Below are 21837 nucleotides of genomic sequence, written 5' to 3' on the forward strand. Positions count from 1 at the left end.
GTGTCATATTGACCGCAGGGAGAGATGGGGATGGCACGCGTCATGGTTGTCGATGATGCCGCGTTTATGCGTATGGTTATCAGGCAAATGCTGCAGGAGGACGGCCACGAGGTCGTCGCGGAAGCGAAGGACGGACTGGAAGCGGTCCGATTCTACGATACATGGACCCCGGACCTGGTCACGATGGACATTACGATGCCCGAAATGGACGGGATCGCAGCGGTGCAAGCCATCAAAGGGATAGATCCGAATGCCAAAATCATTATGTGCTCCGCAATGGGCCAGCAAAAAATGGTGGTTCAAGCGATACAGGCCGGGGCGCTCGATTTCGTCGTGAAGCCGTTCCAAAAGGAACGAGTGACTGAAGCAATCCGGAAAGTGCTGAGTTAGGATTGGTGGGTTATGGAGATATCAAAGCGACTTGCTGCTGGATTTGTCCGGTTGGCAAGAGGTTCTGCGGGGTTAAATTCAGCCCCCCGCAGTCGGAAGGATAACCTGCGGGAACTGCTTGAACAGCAGAGCCGTATCTTGGATATGATTGCGATGGGAATTCAATTGAAGCGCATCCTGCAGGAGCTTGCCGGATTCATCGAACGGCAAACCGATGCGAGTTGCGCCATTTTTCTGCCGGACACCGAGAATGGAGCGCACCCCTTAGGGTTAGTTGCCGCGTCCGGTCTGCCGAGGGAATATGTTCGCCGGATTCAAGGACTGGAAATGGCACCGATGCTGGGTGCCTGCGCTGCTGCGGCATATGAGCAGCGGTTGATCGTTGTGCCGGATGTCGGTGATGACCCGCGATGCGCTTATTATCGGGATCTGCTCTTGGATCATCCGCAACTGAGCTCCTGCTGGGCAGTCCCGATATTGGCTCCCGAGGGAGGCGTGGCCGCGGTCATTGAGCTGCACCGCGAGCAACATGCCCCGCCGTCAGCCGACACCTTGGCATTCCTTGATATGGCGGGCCGTTTGATATGGCTCGCGGCCTGGCGTCTGGAGATGCGCGATGAGCTTCATCGCCGCCTTTACCACGACGAGGTGACCGGGCTGCCGAATCGATCGTTCTTTCGGGAACGGCTGGAGCAGTCCATGCGGCAGGAAGAAGGAGGACAACGGCCGTTTGCGGTCCTCTATATCGAAATCGCAGGATTGCAGGCGGTATATGAACGGTTGGGCCAGGTAGCCGAAGATGACTGGCAGAAGCAAATCGCCGACGTGCTGTACAGCCGTCTGCCGGCTGCGGCTGTGCTGTGCCGCATGGGGGAATGCCGGTTCGCGGCGATCGCATGGGATCTGACGGAAGCGGAGGCGGTGTTGCTTGGCCGAGGACTGGCGGCGGCGATCGGGGAAATCTCGTACCCTCTGGCTCCGGAGTGTCGTCTGACCGCGGCTGTGGGTATCGGCGTGTTCCCTTTGCACGGAGAAGGGGTGTTTCAGGCCGCGAGAGCTAACCTGTACCTGACGAAGGATTCGAAGGATCGAATGGGAAGGTGAAATTTATGGGATTGAAGAGCAGCGGATTGGATTGGAATTTGGTCGGGGTTCCGGCGGCCTTGGCGATCCTGGCCTCTTTTTCCGCGCTCGGCATTGCCGCGGGTATCATCAAATCGCCGCGGACCGACCGGAAAACAAGGGCGCTGATGATTTGCGGCATTGCTTCGGCGATCGGTGTGGCGATCTGGGTCACACACATGGCTGAAATGCTGTTGAACGGCAACCGAAGTGCACAAGATGAAGCCACCGTCGATTTTTTTGCCGTGTATGGCGTGGCCGCGGTGTTGTTTCTCGTGTTTCTCTTCTCCTGGCTGACTCTGGTCGCCGATCGGAGAATGTTAGAACAAATGGCTTTTCGCGATGCGCTGACCGGTTTGCCGAATCGAAACGGATTAAACCGTTATTTCGATTCGACCAAAGCCCGGGAACCGCTAGCGCTGCTGTTTCTGGATTTGGATCAATTCAAGTCGGTTAACGATACGATGGGGCATGATATGGGGGACCTGCTCATCCAGGAGGTTGGAATTCGGCTGCATCCCTTCACGCGCGGGAATCAGCGGGTGTATCGGATCGGCGGAGACGAATTTCTGATCATTCTCGAAGACGGCAGCCGAGAACGGGCCGAGCGTGCGGCGGAGGCCGTGCTGCGAACCCTTCAGCACCCGTTCGTGCTGGGGGACCGGGAGTTCCCTGTAACGGGAAGTATCGGGATTCGGCTGGGTTCGCCCCGGGATACGGATACTTCCATTCTGTTAAAAACGGCAGACCATGCGATGTACCAAGCGAAAAAGCTGGGGAAAAACCGCTATGTCGTCTACGAGGAGGAGGTTAGTTGATCCTTCCCTGCCGCGAAGCGAACGGAACAACACGAAGGGGAACCCGCCGGCTTGCTGAAAACCGGGTTCTGGCATACACTTTAAGGCAACCCCCTTAAAGGACGGATCAATGATGTCAAAACCCAAGGTGGCTGTCATCGGCAGTTTAAATATGGATATCGTCGTAGAGACGCAACATCTTCCGCAAAAGGGAGAGACTCTGCTTGGCGACCGGATTCGATTGATTCCGGGCGGGAAAGGTGCGAATCAGGCGGTGGCCGCCGCCCGCTTAGGAGCGGCGACTTCGATGATCGGTGCGGTCGGGACGGACGCCTTCGGCGGCGAGCTGCTGGCTGCCCTGAACCGAGAAGGCGTTGATACCGGCGGCGTTAAGCGGCTGCGAGGCGCTTCGTCGGGCGTCGCTTCGATCTGTGTCGCCGAGGGGGACAACAGCATCATTGTGGTTCCAGGTGCAAATGACCGGGTGACGCCCGCGGATATCGATTTGCACCTGGACAAGCTGAAGCAGGCCGACATTGTGCTGCTTCAGCTGGAGATTCCCGTGGAGACGGTGCTTCACGCCGCCCGCACCGCCAAGTCGCTGGGGAAGAAAGTTATCCTGAACCCTGCCCCGGCCCGAGAGCTGCCGCAGGAGCTCTATAGCTGTATCGACTTTATTACGCCCAATCGCACGGAACTTGGGCGGTACGCAGGGATGGAGCCGGCGGCAGACCGCGTACCGCCTGGCGATTTTCTTGGCCCGGCGATGCGGCGTCTGATGGCGCTAGGCGCAGCCCAGGTTGTAACAACTCTGGGAGCTGCCGGTTCGGCTTATCTGGATGAGGCCGGGGAGGTTCGCATCGTTGAGGGCAACGCGGTGCCCGTCGTGGACACGACCGGGGCCGGCGATTGCTTCAACGCCGCGTTAGCGACGGCGCTCGCGGAGGGGCAGGATCTCGAAGGAGCGGTGCGCTTCGCATCGCTGGCTTCTGCACTGGCCGTAACGAAGTTTGGCGCCCAGGCGGGGATGCCGACAGCGGATGAAGTCCGGCAATTTGCGTCCGGTTCGCCCACCGCAGCGCTAAAAGAGCAGATCCGTGTGAAGCGGATCTATGAACCCGCAGCTCCGGAGGACGGGTATCGCATCTTGGTCGATCGCTTGTGGCCGCGCGGGATGACCAAAGCGGATGCCGCGATCGACGAGTGGATGAAGGCGATTGCGCCCAGCCCGGAGCTGCGCAAGGCATTCGCCCACCGGATGGAGCGGTATGCGGACTTCAGCGCAAGCTATCTCCGGGAGTTGAACTCAAGCCCGGAGAGCGCCGCACTGGCCGGCCGTATCCGCGATCTTGCGCGAGAACGCCCGGTCACCTTGCTGTACGCCGCCAAGGACCCGGTGTATAATCACGCGAACGTGCTCCGGCGCTGGCTGGTCGAGTGAATCCCGAAAAAAGCTGCTTCCTCGCTTTCATAGCGACGAAGCAGCTTTTTTTGGGCGATGAGGAAAGGTTGCATTTTATGCATCATTCTCATCAGTTACTCCCCCCTCGGAACGTCATTGTTGTAAAATCTGCAACATTTTCTTATATCCGGGTGGACCTTCGGTTGAGAATGCTGCACTTTATGCAAGATTTGGGGGTAACCCCGCGGTTTCAGGCTCAAAATGCTGCACAAAAAGCAACAATTTAGGGCTCGGAGCCTGCGGTCAGTCTAGGATCGATCATGCGATCGGGCAAGCGGCAAGATGACGATTGACAACCCCAAAAGCGAACGATATATTTAGGGCACCCGAACCCAAGGCATTCTCCCGATGCCGAGATCGAAACGATGAATCGCAATCCCAAGCTATTCGCAGGGAGTGAAAACCGATGAATGTGCTGCAAATGCTCCGTTCGCGCAAATATTTGCAGCGAATCTTGCTCAGCTTTATGCCCGTTGTTGCGATGTTTGCCATTGCTTCCCTCGCTCTGAACTCCGTCGCGCGCGATAAGGTGCTGAGCCTGCAAAATGACGCTGACCGCAAGCTGCTTACACAACTCAACTACAATATCGAGAACATGAACGGCATCGTCAAAGATCTGGCGGTCTCTCTCTACAACGATGAAGAGATGATCGCACTGAAGTCCGGGGGGGACTATAAACAGAGCATTTTGAAAATCGAACGGCTGAACAAAACGGTGGCCACCTCCCCTTATTTGCACGCCATTGTATTTTACAACGGGAAGCAGGGGCGCTTCTTCTCGTCGCTGAACCACGGGATGGATAACGGTCAATTATACGGCGCCTTGGAAAAAGCGATGGCTGCAGACAACGAGCTGCCCAAGCTGCAGCTGCTGCCGCTCGACCTGGACGGCGGGAACGAAGGTATCGATGTGTTTGCCTTTTTCGTGTATGACGGGCTTTCGCTGGGTTCCGTTAATAATGACGTGTTGATTTTGACCGTGAAGCCCGGCTGGATGCTGGATAACCTGAAAGCGCTTAATCGGGTGGTGGACCGAGAGAATGATCTGCTGTTCGTCACCGACGCCGAAGGGCGGCTGCTGATGTCCAATGATCGTTCGCTGCCCGCAGGGCTCGATACCAAGGAGGTTCTTCGGCAGATCGGCGGCTCGAAGCATTCCTTGGACTCCTTTATCTACGCGCAGGACGGAAGGAAATACAAGGTTACTTATTTGAGCAAAGCTCTAAACAATTGGCAGATTATCAGCCTGCAGGACTATGATCATGTGTTGGGCAGCGTTCGGCAGATGAGGTGGACGGAGATCGCGGTGACGTTGTCCGTGGCGCTTCTAGCCGTACTGTTGTCTGTGTTCTTTGCCCTGCGGCTGTACAAACCGGTGGGCCATTTGCTTACGCTGGTCCCGCCGGGAGGAGCCCGGGCGACATCGGCCAAGGATGAGCTGTCGCTCATCGCCGATAACGTGACGGAAATGCTGGGGAAACTCAAGGGATTGGAGCAGGAGCGGGCCTCGCAGTGGAATATCGCCAAACAGTATCACCTGCGCAGTTTGATCACCATGAGCGACAGTTTGGAGGAGTCGGCCTTTCTAAGGCTTCAAGCGCAATATGGCATCGACATCGGCTATCCGTCGCCGCTTCGGCTGGCGTTGGTGCAGATCGATGATGCCCATGAATTGGCCAAACAGCAAGGCTCTGCGGCGGAGTCGCTGCTGTACTTCGCCGTCGCCAATATCGGCCAGGAGCAGCTTGGCAACGGCGGTTCCTGCGAAGCGGCCGACATGAAGAGCGGTCATCTCGTCTTCATCGTCGGCGGGGAACGCGATTCGCTCGAGAAGCTGAGGGACCGCTTCGGCGAGCTGCAAAGCACGATCCTCCGCTATTACCGGATTACCTTCACGGTCACGTTAAGCGAAGTGTTCGAGGATTACCGCCGGATTACGGAGTATTACAACCTGGTGGTTCGACGCGCCAACTACCGCATGATTTTTGGCAAAGGAGCGATTCTTGAACCGGAACGGCTGCGCGCCAACGAAACCAATGAGGCGTTCCGCGTCCCGCAGGAGCTGGAGCGGCGGCTGACGGATGGATTGAAGGGCGGCGATCCGGAGGAAATGGAGCAGGCGATCCGCAGCTGGATCCAGCTCCTTGGAGGATTCAGCTTCGAGAATATGTATTCCGGGCTGCTGCATTTGACCGCGGCGCTGAGCAATACGCTTGGAGAGATGAACCATCACAACGTCAACCCGGTGTCGGTGAACCTTCAGGCGATCAACCGGCGGATTTTGGAACAGGAAACGCTTCAGGAGATCGAGGCCGTGCTGCTGGAAGTCGTACGGGAGGTACTGGAACAACGCCGCAGCGGGCGGGAGAACAAAAACCGGCTGCTGGCCGATACCGTCAAGGAAATCATCGACAAGCATTACGCCGACCCCGACCTGAACGTGCAAAGGATCGCCGATATGCTGAAGATGAGCTCCGTACATTTGGGGCAGGTGTACAAGGCGGAGGAAGGCTTGTCGGTCGTTGACCGGATCAACGAAGTCCGGTTGGCTCAAGCCCGGTTGTATCTGGAGCAGCAGCAACTGACGGTGGCGGAAATCATGGAGAAGGTCGGCTTCGGCAATGAAAGCTATTTCTATCGGCTCTTCAAGCGGCGTTACGGGGCAACGCCGAAGGAATACCGGCTGAAGGCGGCCATCGATCGCAATACGTGAATCCCCTTCTAACTCACGGACCCGCAGCGGAAAGCTACCGCCTGCGGGTTCTTGGCGTTTCGGTACAGGAATCCGAAATACTTACAGCCTTCCGGTACAGCAATCCTGAAATTGTACAGTAACGATTGGGCCCGCAGCTGCGCTATCGTTAATCATGCAAAGCCATTGTCGCAGGCTAGACGGATGGAAAGGAAGGGGCTTTGAAATGTTGAAAAGGGATTCATGGATGCGAAGGGAGCTTCACCATTTTCGAAACAACCGGGAGCTCTTTGTATTGTCGTTGCCGGGGATTGTGTACAAGCTGATCTTTGCTTATCTTCCCATGATTGGACTGATTATTGCCTTTAAGAATTACAGGTACGATCTGGGCATGTTCGGCAGCAAATGGGTGGGGCTGGACAATTTCCGTTACTTGTTCTCTACCGATGCGGCCTTGCGGATTACGCGGAACACGGTGTTGTACAACGCCGCCTACATCTTGACCACGGCGGCTGCGGCGCTCCTGCTCGCGATTCTGCTGAATGAAGTGAAGGCGAGATGGAGCAAGTATTACCAGACAGCCTTGTTTTTACCCTATTTTTTATCCTGGGTACTGGTGGGGTATGTGGCCTATGCCTTCTTAAATCATTCGGACGGCTTCATCAACCGCACGCTGGAGACGTTCGGCCTGGAGCCGATCAGTTGGTATCAAAATGCCGGGCCGTGGCCGGTGATTCTGATTCTGGTTCAGCTATGGAAAGCCGTCGGGTTCAACACGCTGATCTATTTCGCCGGCATTGTCGGCATCAACGGCGAGTATTACGAAGCGGCGAAGATGGACGGGGCCACGAAGCGGCAGATGGCGCTGAAAATCACGATCCCGCTGCTGGCGCCGCTCGTGATCATCATGCTGATCTTGTCGATCGGCAACATGTTCCGCGGGGACTTCGGGCTGCATTATTTCATTCCGAACAACTCCGGTTTCCTGTACGGCTCCACGGATATTATCGATACCTACGTCTATCGGGCCCTGCGCGAGGTAGGGAACGTGAGTATGTCCGCAGCGACGGGATTCTATCAATCGGTGGTCGGGTTCATCCTGGTGCTGTTGGCTAACGGCATCGTGCGCAAAATCAACCCCGATCATTCGCTATGGTAAGGGGGATACAACCATGCCGAAAACAATCAAACTGTCCCAAGCGGGTCTCCATCTCCTGTTCATTGTCTTGTCGCTGATCGTCGTTCTGCCGTTTCTGCTTGTTGTGGCGGTATCTTTGACGGATGAAAAAGCGTTAACCGAATACGGCTACCAGTTTATTCCTAAATCGTTCAGTCTCGATGCGTACCGGTATTTGCTGGACGCTCCGGATATTCTGCTGCGAGCCTACGGGGTGACGATCACGGTGACCGTGATCGGGGCCTTAACCGGCTTGCTGTTAACCGCGATGACCGCTTACGTCATCTCCAGGCCGGACTACCGGTATAACCGGATCACGACGTTTTACGTGTTCTTCACGATGCTGTTCAGCGGCGGGCTTGTGCCTTCGTACATTCTGATGACGCAATACCTGCATCTGAAGGACAGCTTGTTGGCGCTAATTCTGCCGGTGCTGCTGTCGCCGTTTAATATTATGGTCATGAAAGGCTTCATGTCGAAAATCCCGATTGAAATCATCGAGTCGGCTAAAATCGACGGGGCACGGGAATTCCGCATCTTCTTCCGCATCATCTTGCCGCTGTCTACGCCGGCGCTGGCCACGCTGGGCCTGTTGATCTCCTTCACCTATTGGAACGAATGGTTCAACGGGATGCTGTATATCGACGACCCAAGCAAGGTGCCGCTGCAGTTGCTGCTGGTGCGAACCTTGAATAGTATCGAATTTCTTACCTCGAACTCCGAGTTTACGCAGCAGTTGGGCATCGATTTGTCGAGCTTTCCGAACAATTCGGCGCGAATGGCCATCGCCGTTCTGGCCGGCGGACCGATGCTGGTGATCTTTCCGTTCTTTCAGCGGTTTTTCGTGAAAGGGCTTACGGTTGGCTCCCTCAAGGGTTAACATATACCAAATCTAATTGAAACACAGGAGGTCAAGACATGAGAAGAAGGCTAATCGGGATTTTGGCGTTGGTGCTGCTGGCGGCGTCCGTACTGGCGGCCTGCGGCGGCAAGGGTGGCGGCGGCAACAACGGGAATGCCGGCAACGGCGGCGGGGAAGGCGCGAACGCCCCGACGACGGAGACGGGGGGAACAACCGAGCTTGAGCCCGTCACCTTGACTTGGTATTATCCGCTCTCCCAACTGCAGGCGGATCAAGCGAAGGTGGAGGAAGCGGTCAATAAGATTGTGAAGGAGAAGCTGAACGCCACCGTCAAAATGATGCCGATCGCGATCGGCGACTACGTGCAGAAGATGAACACCGTGCTGGCCGCAGGCGAGAAGTTCGACATTCTCTGGACCGGCTACATGCTGAAGCCGGAGGAACTGGTGCGTAAAGGGGCGATCCAGCCGATCGACGAGCTGCTTGACAAGTACGCCCCCGAGCTGAAAGCGGACGTTCCGCAGGTGATGTGGGACGGCCTGACCGTCGACGGGAAAATCTACGGCATTCCTAACCAGCAGATCAATGGCAACCGTTACGGTTATATCGTGCAGAAGCGGTTTGCCGATAAATACGGGCTGGATCCGGCATCGATCCAAAAAATAGAGGACATCGAACCGTTCCTGGCGCAAATCAAGGCAAACGAACCGGATATCATTCCGTTCGGCAACTTTGGCAACTACTTCGACTTCATTCCGCAGGTTCATGACGACGAATATTGGGGCGTTCCCGGCGTCGACAACCATTTTTACATCAAGACGAACGATCCTACCTATGCCTTGCAGCGGTATCCCGAAGCGGAGCTGAACAATTACCGGCTGGTCAGCAAGTGGTATAAGCAAGGATATATTTACAAGGATGCGGCGACGGCCAAATTTGAAGACTTCCAAACCAAAGGCCAGATCGCGGTGGAATTCAACGTTACGTTGAAACCGGGTGTGGAAGCGGAGGTGATGGCGAAGAACGGCGGCAACGAAGTGATCACCGTTCCGATCAGCAACTGGTATTCCAACGGTTATTCGGCGGCGACCAACCAATCGATCAGCCGCACTTCGCCGAATCCGGAGCGGGCGATGATGCTGCTCAATCTGATCAATACCGACAAAGAGCTCTACAACCTGATTTGCAACGGGATTGAGGATGTCCATTACAAAAAAACGTCCGGCGATTACATCGAGGCCTTGCCGGATACCCGATACCGCCCGAATATGGACTGGGTGTTCGGTAGCGTGTTCAATTCCTATCTGAAGGAAGGACAGCCGGAGAACATCTGGGAAGAAACGAAGAAGATCAATCAGGAAGCCGAAGTCAATCCGATTGGCGCCTTCAAGTTCAATTCCGAACCGGTGAACACGGAGATCGCCAACCTGAACGCCGTGTGGGGCGAGTATAAACGAGGGATCCTCACCGGTACGCTGGACTTCGACGAAACGTGGCCCGTGTTGTACGGCAAGCTGAAGGAAGCGGGCGAGGATAAATATGTGGCAGAGGTGACCCGTCAATTTGAAGCGTTCCTGAAGGAACAAGGATTAAAGTAACGGGATTCGCCTGGACCAAGGGACGTGGAGCGGAGATAGGGAGAGACCGCTGTGAAGGACGGCTTTGCCGCAGCGTATTGATGAGGCAAAGCCGTTTATATCGCAGGGGAAAGGATGAGGAAGAGCGATGAAGAAAAAGAGTTGGCTCGCATGGATGATCGCCAGTCTGTTATTCACGTTAAGTCCTGTAGCACCGTCCGCCGTTTTTGCGGCGGAAAACGGCCATCCCGGAAATTCAGGCCATTCCCGCGCCACGGTTTATTACGTAGCCACAAACGGCAACGACGCCAACAACGGGACCAAGGAGGCCCCGTTTCGGACCCTGGAGCAAGCGAGGGATGCTATTCGGGAACTGAAAGCAGCCAACGGGCTGCCGCCTGGAGGTGTCACGGTCTATCTCCGTGAAGGCCGCTACGAGCGATCGGCGAGCTTCGAACTGCGGGAGCAGGATTCGGGTACTGCGGGCAAACCGGTCACCTATACGGCATACCCCGGTGAGAAGGTGATATTGTCCGGCTCCAAGCGCCTGGAGAAGTCGGCCTTTGTACCGGTTGTCGACGAGGCGGTACGAAGCCGGATCATCAGTCCTGAAGCGCGGGAGAAGGTGCGGGTAGCGGATTTGGCGGCGCTGGGCATCACGGACTACGGGAACCTGAGCCGTCACGGATATTACCTCGCCAACGATCTAAGCGAAGTCCCGCCGATGGAATTGTACGTCAACGGGCAAGGCATGACGCTGGCACGCTGGCCGAACGAGGGCACCGTTCAGATGGACGAAATCCTGGATCCCGGCCCGACGCGGAAAGACCCGAACGGGGAAGTGCATAAGCGAGGGGGGACGTTTACGTACACGTATGATCGTCCGCAATACTGGACGCAGGCGGACGATATTTGGCTGGACGGGATTTTTGGATATAGCTGGGAGTGGTCGTACAACAAAGTCGCCTCGATTGATCCGGCCGCCAAAACCATTACGCTCCGTTACGGAGAGATGAGCGGAATTTTCAAGAACTGGTACCCCGATTTCCATTTCGCACAAAACCTGCTGGAGGAAATCGACATGCCCGGCGAGTACTACATCGATCGTCAGGCGGGCAAGCTGTATTTCCTGCCGAACGCGGAGTTTATGACGGTCGATCCGACGATTGAAGTCACGATGCTGAAGTCGCCGATGATCAACGCGCTGAACGCTTCTTACATCAACTTCTCCGAGCTGATCCTGGAGAATGGCCGCGATTCGGCGGCGGTGTTCATGGGCGGCCGCCATATGAAGATTCAAAACAGCGAAATTCGCAACTTCACCAACAGCGGCGTACTGGTGAATACGCAAAGCCGGTTCTACTACAACGACTTCAACGGGGTTCCCGGCACGGACCACACGATCGAAAACACGCATATCCATCATATCGGCGGGACGGCCGTCACCCTGACGGGCGGCAACAAAACGACGCTCTCGCCGGGCCGAAACATCGTGAAGAACTCGCATATCCACGATTTTGCCTATTATCACAAGGCTTACAATCCCGGCGTCCTGCTGTCGGGCGTGGGCAATCGGATGGAACACAACGAGCTGCATGATGCGCCTCATCCCGGCGTGCTGATCTTCGGCAACGACCATGCGGTGGAGTTCAACAACATTTACGATGTGTGCAAAACCTTCTCCGACCTCGGCGCGATTTACATGAATGCCGGCGAAACGCCGCAGGAGCGCGGAACCGTAATCCGGCGCAATTATTTCCATCATATCGGGGAAACGAAACCGGGAGTTGAAGGCGTGTATCCCGACAATTTTACGATGGGGCTGACGATTGATGAGAACATTTTCTACAAAATGGGCAACTCGGCGATCAAAAACAACGGCGGCTCGCACATTCTGACGCGCAACAATATCTTTGTGGACAGCAAGGTGCCGTACGATTACGCGGACTTGTATCTCGGCGACGATCCGGACGATCAGGTGCCGAAGAATTACATGCCGAAGTGGCTGGCCCTGTTCGCGGCCAACAACAACTTTGAGGGTACGCCTTATTTGGAGAAGTATCCGGAACTGGCCGATTTCTTCACGGAAAATCGCTACTATCCCGACACGAATACGTTCCAGGGGAATGTGGTCTACAATCCGGTAGTGCCGCGCAGCTCGACCACCAATGAAAACGGGGCGTACGACAAATTCGGGCTGGTTCAGTACGCCAACAACTGGGTGACGGCGGAGGATCCCGGCTTCGTGGATCTTGCAGGAGGGGACCTGTCGCTGCGGCCGGATGCGAAGGTGTTCGAACGGATCCCGGGATTCCCGGATATCCCGTTTGATCAAATCGGCATCCAGGGCAAAGCGGGCACGACCCTTGGTCAAGACCGTTACCCGGTGCAGGGGGTCGCGGTTTATGACGATACCGTCACGGTGGACCGCTGGAAGACGGTGAAGCTGCGGACGGCGGTCCTGCCCTGGAATGCCGACAATCCGGCGCTGATCTTCACTTCGGCCGATCCGGCCATCGCTTCGGTTGATGGAAGCGGCGTTGTCACCGGCCAGGCGGTAGGTCAGACGAGGATCACGGTGGCCTCGGCGGAGAACCCCCGGTTCACGGCCACGGTAAACGTTACGGTGGAAGCCGGCGACGGCGTGATGGACTTCACCGATTTCGAATCGGGGGCGGGGGGATGGCCGCAGGATGCGAACCGCAGCATCGTCAAGGAAGGCGATAACCGCTGGTACAAGGTGCTGAACGGCGCAACGGCGCTGAGCTCCAAGTCGTTCTCCGAATACGAGCTGAGCTTCAAGCTGAAGACGCCAGAGACGATCGGGAACGCCGCGACCTTATACCTCTTCGACCGTCAGGTTGGCAGCGGGTCCAGCCGGATCGGTTACAAAACCCGGGCGGACGGCAGCTCGGCCTGGCTGCTGTACGATCCCGCCTGGGCGATTCTGAAGGAAGTGAAGCTGCCGGGCCCCGATTTGCAGCCGAACACGGAATATGAGGTGAAAATGCTTGTCAAAGGCGGCGACATCAGCGTGTATGTGGACGGCGGACTTCGGCTGAAGGGCCACGATCCCGGACACAACGCCGAGGGGAAGGTCGGGTTCTACGTCGCCGGCGTCAGCCACATGCTGTTTGACGATATCCGGTTTAAGGCGTTGTCGACGGAGTTGGCCAGTATTCTTCCCGTTGAAAGCCGGATACGGATGGCTCCCGGGGAACAACGGCCTTTGAAGCTCAGCTTCGACCCGTCGGATACGCCGGATACGGAAGTTGCGTGGCAAACGGCCGATCCGGCGGTGGCGACGGTGGATGCCAGGGGCGTGGTGAGCGCCGTTTATGAAGGGGAGACGATCATCACGGCGGTCTCCGCGGTGAATCCGCAGGTGAAAGCGGACATTTCGGTGACCGTGTCGAGCGTAATGCATGAGGCGGATTTCGAAAACGGGGGCAACGGCTGGCCGGTCGATCCGAACCGGAGCATCGCGGCCGATCCCGACGGCAACCACCGCTACAAGATCTTAAACGGTGCTACCGGTTTACTGGATCGCGACTTTGCATCATCCTACGTGCTGGAGTTCACGCTCAAGACGCCGGCGGTGATGCCGGATAACGGCGGTGTGATGTATATTTTCGACCGACAGGACTCGGCCGGTTCTACTCGCATCGGCTACCGGACGCGGGCGGACGGAACCTCCGGCTGGATCCTGTACGACACCAACTGGCAGAAGCTGGCGGAAGCCGATGGGCCGGGCCTTGATCTGCAGCCGGATACGGAATACGCGGTGAAGGTGGTCGTGAAGGATGGCGACATCGCCGCTTACGTAGACGGGGCGCTGCGCATCGCCGGTACGGATCCGAACCACCGGCCGCTGGGCAAGGTTGGATTCTATGTCAGCGGGTTCGACTATCTGTTGTTTGACGAGATTCGGGTATCGCTGAATCCTTGAGGTGGGTTAGGGGCAGTGCAGTGTAGGTAAGGTAAGGTAAGGTAAGGTAAGGGCGACGGGGGGGGGCGAGGAGTTGGAGGAGTTCTAGGAGGTCGAGATGTTCGAGTAGTTTGAGGGGGTCTAGGGTCCGAGGAGTATGAGGAGTACGAGTAGTACGAGATGCTCTAGAAGTTCGAGGGGGGCGAGGGGGCTGAGGAGTTCGAGGAATTCGAGGAATTCGAGAAGTTTGAGAAGTTTGAGAAGTTTGAGAAGTTTGAGAAGTTTGGGAAGTTCGAGTAGTTCGAGGAATTCGAGAAGTTTTAGAGTTCGAGAAGTTCGATGGGGCCAAGGGGCTGAGCTCATTGTCTGATTGTATTCGATTTTTCGAGTATATTTCTTCGACGGGAGCCAGAAATCGGGATTATATATGATTTTTCATATAGATTAGGGGCTTTCGTCTTCCAGAAGCCTTAATGTGTATGAAATTTCAAGTACATTCCTTTGAAATCGACGTAAACGGGGAAATCTATGCGATTTTTCGAATAGATTTCCCCGATCTATTGGGAGGTTGGCCATGAAACGGTGCATTTACCGGGCCGAAGGGAAAGATCAAGCGGAGACGGCCGAGATCTGGCGGTTGCCGGAGGTTTCGCATGGGCTCGCCACCGCGATGGAACGGCTGGAGGTCGATCAGCTCAGCTTGTTTGCCGACGGGAATCGGTTCTATTTGTACTATGAATGTCTGCGGGAGAAGGCGGTTACGCCGGAGCAGTTGCTGATGGCGGCATGTGAGCGGCTGGCCGTTTGGCCGGGAGGGGAGACGGTGATGGAGGCGGAGATAGAGATAGAGACGAAGATGGTGATGGAGACGCAGACGAAGACGGAGATGAAGATGGGGACGGAGCTGGAGAAACAGGTGGAGAAGGGGATGGAGCAGGAGACGAAGATGGGGATGGAGCAGGAGACGAAGACGGGGATGGAGCAGGAGACGGAGACGGGGACGCAGACGAAGACGAAGACGAAGATGGAGACGGAGCGGCGGTGGGCGCCGATGACGGATATTTTTCATTATCATCAACCCGCCCCGGGTACGGTCTGGCGGCATCCGGGGCGGTTGACCGAACCTTACGGGAGGCTGGCCAGGTTGAAGCCCGAAGAGGCTGCGAGCTACATTTACCACCATTATCAATATCAAGAGGAGAAGCCGGGCGACGGGGATAAGTACGGGATGATCGGGCTGCATGAGAATTTGTTGTTCTTCTATTCGGAGCAGCCTGCGACCCTGGAGCCGGCAGCTTACCCAGGAAAGCTGAACACGTCGCTCAAGCCGGAACGCTGGGCTGAAGCGATGGAGCCGCATTTTATCCCGTGGACGGGAGTTCCGGCTGGACAGGAGCTTTGGCGGAAGCTGGAGCTGGTGCTGCACGCGGCATTTGACCGGATGGAGGAGGAGACACGATGCGTCATACGTTATGCCTGAACGGAGATTGGGATTTTACGCCGCTGTATGGCGAGCCGCGGCGCCGCACGCTGCCGGAATCTCTCGAATATGAGGCACAGAAGGTGAGGGTTCCTTCCAGTTGGAGAGCTTCTTACGCGCAGGCGGCGGGCAAGCGGTTTGGCGAAATCCCGGAGCACGGCTTTGTTCCGATGGATCTGTACGGTTACCCGAGGGAATGGGACGACGCCGAGGCGGGGGTGCTGCATCGCCGCTTCCGAGTGCCGGAAGAGATGGCCGGTCAGCGTATCGTGCTGAGATTGGACGGGGTTATGCAGAAAGCCGTCATCTATTTGGACCGAAAGGAGATCGCCGTGTGGGAGGACGGCTATCTGCCGCTACGGCTCGACGTCACCTCTTGCGTGATGCCGGGGCGGGAGCATGAGCTGCACCTCGTCTGCGGGAGCTTCGATCAAACGACGCTGCCCTCCGGTGCCAAGAAGGTGACGGGACTGGTCGGCTCCTGGTTTGGCAGCGTATGCCGGGGGATTTGGCAGGATGTTTATCTGGAGAGCTACCCGCTGCTGGCTATTGAAGACGTCACCCTGCGCACGTCCATTCGGCACGGCCGGATGGAAGCGGAGGTAATCATCGGCGGGACGGAAGGTGTGGCGGCGAACGTTTGGGATGGGCCGCTGCATGTCCGGCTTCGCGTGCGTGAGCTGGGGGTGCTGGCTTCGGGGCCGGATGGCGGGCGACCACTCGGTCTCGGAACGACAACGGGGGTTGGGCCGCAGGTTCTTACGGAGGAACGACCGATTGAAAGGACTTCGGCTGAATCGGTCGAAGCGGTCGAAGCGGTAGAAGCAGCCGAAGCGGCTGAATGGCTGCGACTGTGCGAGAACGCACGGAGCGGGGAAGTTTACCGCGCTTCGTTCTGCTTGGACTGGACGGACGCGAACTGGTGGAGCCCGGACTCGCCGTTTCTGTACCGGGCTGAGTTCGAGCTAATGGACGGGGAACGGGTGATTGACCGACGCGAGGAATCGTTTGGGTTTCGCGAGTTCTGGTGTGAGGGCTCGCAATTTAAGCTGAACGGGATTCCGCTGAACCTGCGCGGCGACTCGTGGCATTTTCAAGGCGGGGCGCAGCAGACGGAAGGTTATATTCGCAACTGGTATCGGATGTGCCGCTCCGCCCAGGTGAACAGCATCCGATTGCATGCGGAGCCTTATCCGGCGGACTATCTTCGAATCGCCGATGAGGAAGGGATGCTGATCGTCGATGAAACGGCTATCTACGGCTCGAGCAAATCGATGCTGGCGGATCATCCCGACTATCTGGCGGCATGCCGGCAACATATCCGGCGGCTGGTGCGGCGCGATAAAAACCACCCGTCCGTCATCCTTTGGAGCGTGCAGAACGAAATGCGCTGGGTGGACGGACGGGAGGGTTTCAAGGTGCATCTCCCCGGGTTGATGGCTCTGATCCGGAAGCTGGACCCGACGCGGGCGATCCTGACCGAAGGGGATAACCGGCTGCTCTCCAAGGCGCATACGGAGGTGGAAAGCCGCCATTACAACATCGACGGAACGATCGGGCAATGGGATCGCACTGTACCGTTAACTTTTGGCGAACACGGCGGCTGGTGGTACATCTGCCCGCAGAACAGCAGCATGTACGTTGGGCTGCAGGCTTATCGGGGAACCGATGAAAGCGCCTTGGGTCTGGCGGAGAAGGAGCGGCTGTTCGTGGAATATGCGCGCCGCCAGGGGGTTTCCGGCCTGTCGACGTTTAATTTCGCCCACTATTTCATGCGGGCGATGCCGGAGCAGGACGTGGTCCTCCCGCCGCCGGTCCGGTTGGACCTGCCCGGCGTGAAGCCGAAGCGGATTCCGGCTTATTCGCTGACGATGCATAACGGATTGCTGCCGGAGGAAGAGCCGCCGTATCGGCCGAATCCCGCTTTTGCCGTCCTGGCGGAGGCGTTCAAGCCAACGACGATCATTGCCGCCGAATACGATCGCTGCTTCTATGACGACCAACCGATCGAACGTAGCTTTGACGTGTACAATGACACGCTTTCGGGGCGAAGCGTCGTGGTGAAGTTTACCGTGAAGCAAGGGGAAACGCTTGTTCATGAGGAAAGCTTCGAGTTCACGCAAAGCCCGGCTGAACCGAAGGGGCTCCGGATCAAGTGGCAGCCGCAGCCCGTCCAGTCGGAGGGGAGAGCGGAGCTTGCGGCCACGCTCCTTCACGACGGACAGCCGGTGCATGAGCTGCGGTTGAACTACCGGATCCTGACGGCCAGCTTGCGGAGCCGTCCCGTTCCTGTCCAGCGGCCGGTGGTTTATTGGGGGAATGACGCGGATTATGAGACCGTCCGCAGATTCATTCCCCGCTGTGAACGGGTGAATCGGGAGCAATTGGCCGACCGCCGTCTGCCGACCGAGGGGCTCCTGATCATCGGAAGCTACGCCGAAGATGCGGACGGCGCGTTGGAGCGGCAGCTTCAGGCGTACGTCGCGCAGGGCGGCCGGTTGCTGCTGCTGGAACAGAACCAGCTGTCGCTGGGGAAGCTGACGCTGTCGCGGCGTCCTTTCCAGCGCGCCCATGCCGGCGATTACGGCCATCCGGCGCTCTCCGGGATCGGCGACGACGATCTGATGTTTTGGCGTCCGGAGCTTGCGGAAGAAGGTCCGCTGCCGATCATCCGCGCCGCCTTCGAGAAGCCGGTCTGCGGCGACTTCACGCTGCTGCTGGAGTGCAGCGCGGGCGATTTCGGCGACGGCGGCGATCTGTGGTCGCCGCTGCTGGAATACCGGCGCGGCCGCGGCCTGATGGTGGCCAATCAGCTGGAGCTGATGGCCCACGCCGATCGCGTGCCGCAGGCGTGCTTGCTGCTGCGCAACCTGCTCGCATATGCTGGTGTCTNTCCTCGCCGCCCACCGCCTGGAAGCGGCGGACGTCGCCGTCCTCTGCACCAGCGTGGAGGGCACCGCCTGGAAGGATTACTTCGTGCAGGGGTACACCGCAGAATACAGCCGCCAGGCGCTGGTGGAGCTGAACCGCCGGAAAGCCCGGCCATCCGGCGCGTTTCTGATTGAAGCCAAGGTCGGGCGCGGAATCGTGGTATGCTCCCAGCTGTTGCCGGACCCCGATAGCGACAAGGCGCAACGCTTGTATAGTCGCTTGCTTGCTAACTTGGGCGCTTCGTTTGACGATGAGCTGCTGAACGAGGAGAAGGGCGACGGGGAGTGGGCCGTGGAAGCCATGATGGCGCTGCCTTGTCCGGCTTACGTCGATTATGGCGCGATGAGAGCCTACTACACCGATCCGGAGTTTTCGCTGAACAATCTAGGCGAAGGCCTGTACGGCTGGATGCAGAAAAAAGAACGCCGCCCCACCGGTCTGCTGCATCTCGCCAATGCGGGGCAGGATCCGTGGTTTCTGAGCTGTTTCGTCACGGTACCTGAAGAAGGGGCGGCTCCTCGCCGAGGGCGGCTGCGCGTGCTCACCGATGCCTCAACCGCCGTTGAAATTGTGCTGAACGGCGAAGTAGTTCCGAATCCGGAACAGACGCTGGACTTGAACCCGGGCCTAAACCGATTGATCGCCATCGTGCGCGGGAGCGGCGAGGATCTCGACTTGGGTTTGGTCTTCCTTCATCCCGACGGCCGCTATATGAAGGACCTGTCATACCGCTTGACGCTGGACGAGGTCGAGCCTAAATAACCAGCAGACTCAGCCGGTCTCGGGTGAACGGTAACGGATCTGAAAGACCTTATTCGACGGGCAGGGTGGCTATTTCGCTGATTTTACTCCGAATAAGGCCTTCCCGTTCCGTTAGAATCGGGGGCTCCTTTTTTCTGAGTGAATAACGTCTCTGGGTTCCGCTAGAACCCCGCTGTTCCCGTGAACGGCCGATTGATCCCGATCCCGATGGATGTAAGTCTTATTGTTTTTTTCGCCTAAAGGAGTGGATTCCCATGAAACCGATTGACCCGCAAAGTTACTATTCCTTCCGCGACGCGGAAAAAGAAATTGAGTTCCACCGGCACGACATGCCGACCCCGTGGATGAACTATTTGTCCAACGGCACGTTCCATACGATGTTGTCCCATGCAGGCGGCGGGGTCGCCTTTTACAAATCACCGCAAATCTGGCGGATTACGCGCTATCGGTTCTTTCACTTGCCGATGGATCGCTCGGGCCCTTATATCTACATCCAGGACGCGGACTCAGGGACCTATTGGTGTCCCACGAACGAGCCGGCTGCCGACAAACCGGAAGCTTGGAAAAGCGCCCACGGCCTCGGTTACACCCGGTTTGAAGCAAAGCGGGACGGGGTCGCGGCTCAAACGCTGTATTTCGTCGGCCCTTACGAAAATTCGCTGATTTGGAAATTAAGTTTGTCTAATGATACCGCGGTCGTCAAGGAGCTGAACGTTTACGCTTATGTGGAGTTCGGGATGATGGAATTTATGCGCGAGCTGCAGTGGCAATGTTACAACAAACATCAGGTCTCCGTGCAGTATCATCCGTCTGAGGCGCTGGTGTACCGGTATGGCGTCGAAAATCAACCGAAGCCGGAGGAGACGCCGCTCGTCTATTTTGCCTCCGATGCACCGTTGTCCAGCTATGACGGCGACCGCGAGGAATTTATCGGCAGCTATCGCAGTGAGGCCAATCCGGCGGCGATCGAAGAAGGAGGCTGCCGCGGGTCAACGCTGATGGGCGGGGATCCGTGCGGTGCGCTGCAGTTCAAAATCACGCTGCAGCCGGGCGAAAGCAAAGTCCTTCATCTCTTCCTGGGCACGGCCCGGGATGATGGCGAGGTTGCGGAGGCCCTTGCGCGCTCCCGGGAAGCCGGGTTCGCGGAGCTGTCCTTTCAAGGGCTTCGAACCTTTTGGGACGGGTATCTCGGCGCTTGGGAATGCCGGCTGCCGGATCCGGACGCCGAGCGGATGCTGAACATCTGGAACCCGTATCAGGCGCACCGCAACTTTCTGTTCTCGCGCAATATTTCCTTCTACGCCACCGGAACGTTTCGCGGTGTCGGGTACCGGGACACGTCGCAGGATATTCTGGCGGTCGTGCCGTTTGATGCGGGGCAAGCGTTGGGCAAGCTCCGGCTGCTGCTTGGCCAGCAGTACCGGGATGGGCATGCGAATCACTATTTTTTCCCGCATGAGGGTTGGGAACCGGTGACGAGCGTCCATTCCGACGATCATTTATGGCCGGCATTGGCGGCTTGGGACCTGTTGGCCGAAACCGGAGATCCCGCGTTCCTGCATGCGGAGGTGCCCTACTACGATGGCGGTCAAGGCACGGTATACGAGCATTTGAAGGCTGCAATCGATTTTACGGCATCGAAGCTGGGGCCGAACGGCTTCCCGTTAATGCTGCGATCGGACTGGAACGATCAGCTGTTCCGGGTGTGCCGCGAAGGCCGGGGAGAGAGCATCTGGACCGCTATGCAGCTTGGCTTGGTGCTGCAGCGGATGGTGGAACTCGCCGTCGCCGCCGGTCACCCCGAAGATGTGGCGAAATACGAGGCGATGTATGCGCAGCAGCGGGAGCTGGTCAACCGCCTTGGCTGGGACGGGCGTTGGTTCCGCCGCGCCATTATGGATGACGGCCGCTTCCTTGGCAGCGACGAGCACGATGAGGCGAAAATCTGGCTGAACGCTCAGACCTGGGCGGTTCTGTCCGGCATGGCCGATCCGGAAAAAGGGCGGCAAGCGATGGACAGCGTACGCGAGCTGCTGGACACGGAGCTTGGCATCAAGAAAATCCATCCTTCGATCAGCACGTTCCCTGATCCCGCCGATCCGTTGACGAATTACAACAAGGGGACGGGGGAGAACGGGGCGGTCTTTTGCCACGCCAATACCTGGGCGATCATTGCCGAATGCCTGCTCGGGCGCGGGGATCTCGCCTACAAATATTACCGCCAGCTGCTCCCGAACGTGGCGATGGACAAAGCGGGCTTGTGGCGCTACAAAGCGGAGCCTTATGTTTACGCCTCCAACTTGTTTGGGCCGGAGTCCGACAAGTTCGGATTGGCCAATGTTTCCTGGCTGACGGGGACGGCCGCCTGGATGTACGTTGCTGCGACGCAATATATTCTGGGCATCAAGCCGGTGCTTCAAGGCTTGTCCATAAACCCCTGCATTCCCGCCGAATGGGAAGGGTTTAGCGTGAAACGCAAGTTCCGCGGCTGCGACTATGAGATTACGGTTCGCAATGAAAGCCGGGTTTGCCGGGGCGTCAAATCCATCACCGTTGACGGCCAGCGGCTGGAAGGCACGGTGCTGCCGGCTTATCCCGGACGTTCGTCCGTAAGAGTCGAAGTTGTCATGTAATCGGATTCTATCCCGCCAACCTAC

General features: G+C 57.6%; 13 protein-coding genes. All 13 read left to right on the forward strand.

The window, feature by feature from the left end; all coding sequences use genetic code 11:
• The first annotated feature begins 30 nt into the window (after nt 1–30).
• Nucleotides 31–390, forward strand: a complete 360-nt coding sequence (locus tag BN3795_RS10900; protein ID WP_068784709.1) for a response regulator — start codon at nt 31–33, stop codon at nt 388–390.
• Between the two features lie 12 nt (nt 391–402).
• Nucleotides 403–1494, forward strand: a complete 1092-nt coding sequence (locus BN3795_RS10905) for a GGDEF domain-containing protein (protein ID WP_110945134.1) — start codon at nt 403–405, stop codon at nt 1492–1494.
• Between the two features lie 5 nt (nt 1495–1499).
• Nucleotides 1500–2330, forward strand: a complete 831-nt coding sequence (locus tag BN3795_RS10910; RefSeq protein ID WP_068784711.1) for a GGDEF domain-containing protein — start codon at nt 1500–1502, stop codon at nt 2328–2330.
• Nucleotides 2331–2442: 112 nt separating this feature from the next.
• Nucleotides 2443–3750, forward strand: coding sequence for a ribokinase (gene rbsK, locus BN3795_RS10915; RefSeq protein WP_198524695.1), 1308 nt, complete (start codon nt 2443–2445; stop codon nt 3748–3750).
• Nucleotides 3751–4177: 427 nt separating this feature from the next.
• The gene (locus BN3795_RS10920; protein WP_068784712.1) at nt 4178–6484 is read left to right on the forward strand and encodes a helix-turn-helix domain-containing protein; all 2307 of its coding nucleotides are present in this window, start codon (nt 4178–4180) and stop codon (nt 6482–6484) included.
• Between the two features lie 205 nt (nt 6485–6689).
• Entirely contained in the window at nt 6690–7622 is a 933-nt protein-coding gene (locus BN3795_RS10925) for an ABC transporter permease (RefSeq protein WP_068784713.1), read from the forward strand.
• A gap of 13 nt (nt 7623–7635) precedes the next feature.
• Nucleotides 7636–8520, forward strand: a complete 885-nt coding sequence (locus tag BN3795_RS10930) for a carbohydrate ABC transporter permease (RefSeq protein ID WP_068784714.1) — start codon at nt 7636–7638, stop codon at nt 8518–8520.
• A 38-nt stretch (nt 8521–8558) separates the two neighbouring features.
• Complete coding sequence (locus BN3795_RS10935) at nt 8559–10100, forward strand: ABC transporter substrate-binding protein (RefSeq protein ID WP_068784715.1); 1542 nt, start codon at nt 8559–8561, stop codon at nt 10098–10100.
• Nucleotides 10101–10227: 127 nt separating this feature from the next.
• Nucleotides 10228–14028 carry an Ig-like domain-containing protein gene (locus BN3795_RS10940; protein WP_068784716.1) on the forward strand — a complete coding sequence of 1267 codons (3801 nt, stop codon included), beginning with the start codon at nt 10228–10230 and terminating at the stop codon, nt 14026–14028.
• Between the two features lie 553 nt (nt 14029–14581).
• On the forward strand, nt 14582–15487 hold the full coding sequence (locus BN3795_RS25860; protein ID WP_232729904.1) for a hypothetical protein: 906 nt from the start codon (nt 14582–14584) through the stop codon (nt 15485–15487).
• Complete coding sequence (locus tag BN3795_RS10955) at nt 15466–18552, forward strand: glycoside hydrolase family 2 protein (RefSeq protein ID WP_232729905.1); 3087 nt, start codon at nt 15466–15468, stop codon at nt 18550–18552. The genes BN3795_RS25860 and BN3795_RS10955 overlap by 22 nt, the downstream gene beginning before the upstream one ends.
• Nucleotides 18464–19180, forward strand: a complete 717-nt coding sequence (locus tag BN3795_RS25865; protein WP_232729906.1) for a hypothetical protein — start codon at nt 18464–18466, stop codon at nt 19178–19180. Before BN3795_RS10955 ends, BN3795_RS25865 begins: the two co-directional genes overlap by 89 nt.
• Before the next feature lie 254 nt (nt 19181–19434).
• The gene (locus BN3795_RS10960) at nt 19435–21813 is read left to right on the forward strand and encodes a GH36-type glycosyl hydrolase domain-containing protein (protein WP_068784718.1); all 2379 of its coding nucleotides are present in this window, start codon (nt 19435–19437) and stop codon (nt 21811–21813) included.
• Nucleotides 21814–21837 lie beyond the last annotated feature (24 nt).

This window comes from Paenibacillus phocaeensis (genome assembly GCF_900021165.1).
Lineage (GTDB): Bacteria > Bacillota > Bacilli > Paenibacillales > Paenibacillaceae > Fontibacillus > Fontibacillus phocaensis.

Bases quoted from the DNA above. Each gene is read 5' to 3' on its own strand.
- BN3795_RS25860 (WP_232729904.1), top strand. From the start codon at position 14,582: ATGAAACGGTGCATTTACCGGGCCGAAGGGAAAGATCAAGCGGAGACG.
- BN3795_RS10940 (WP_068784716.1), top strand. From the start codon at position 10,228: ATGAAGAAAAAGAGTTGGCTCGCATGGATGATCGCCAGTCTGTTATTC.
- BN3795_RS10960 (WP_068784718.1), top strand. From the start codon at position 19,435: ATGAAACCGATTGACCCGCAAAGTTACTATTCCTTCCGCGACGCGGAA.
- BN3795_RS10925 (WP_068784713.1), top strand. From the start codon at position 6,690: ATGTTGAAAAGGGATTCATGGATGCGAAGGGAGCTTCACCATTTTCGA.
- BN3795_RS10930 (WP_068784714.1), top strand. From the start codon at position 7,636: ATGCCGAAAACAATCAAACTGTCCCAAGCGGGTCTCCATCTCCTGTTC.
- BN3795_RS10920 (WP_068784712.1), top strand. From the start codon at position 4,178: ATGAATGTGCTGCAAATGCTCCGTTCGCGCAAATATTTGCAGCGAATC.
- rbsK (WP_198524695.1), top strand. From the start codon at position 2,443: ATGTCAAAACCCAAGGTGGCTGTCATCGGCAGTTTAAATATGGATATC.
- BN3795_RS10905 (WP_110945134.1), top strand. From the start codon at position 403: ATGGAGATATCAAAGCGACTTGCTGCTGGATTTGTCCGGTTGGCAAGA.
- BN3795_RS10910 (WP_068784711.1), top strand. From the start codon at position 1,500: ATGGGATTGAAGAGCAGCGGATTGGATTGGAATTTGGTCGGGGTTCCG.
- BN3795_RS10900 (WP_068784709.1), top strand. From the start codon at position 31: ATGGCACGCGTCATGGTTGTCGATGATGCCGCGTTTATGCGTATGGTT.
- BN3795_RS10935 (WP_068784715.1), top strand. From the start codon at position 8,559: ATGAGAAGAAGGCTAATCGGGATTTTGGCGTTGGTGCTGCTGGCGGCG.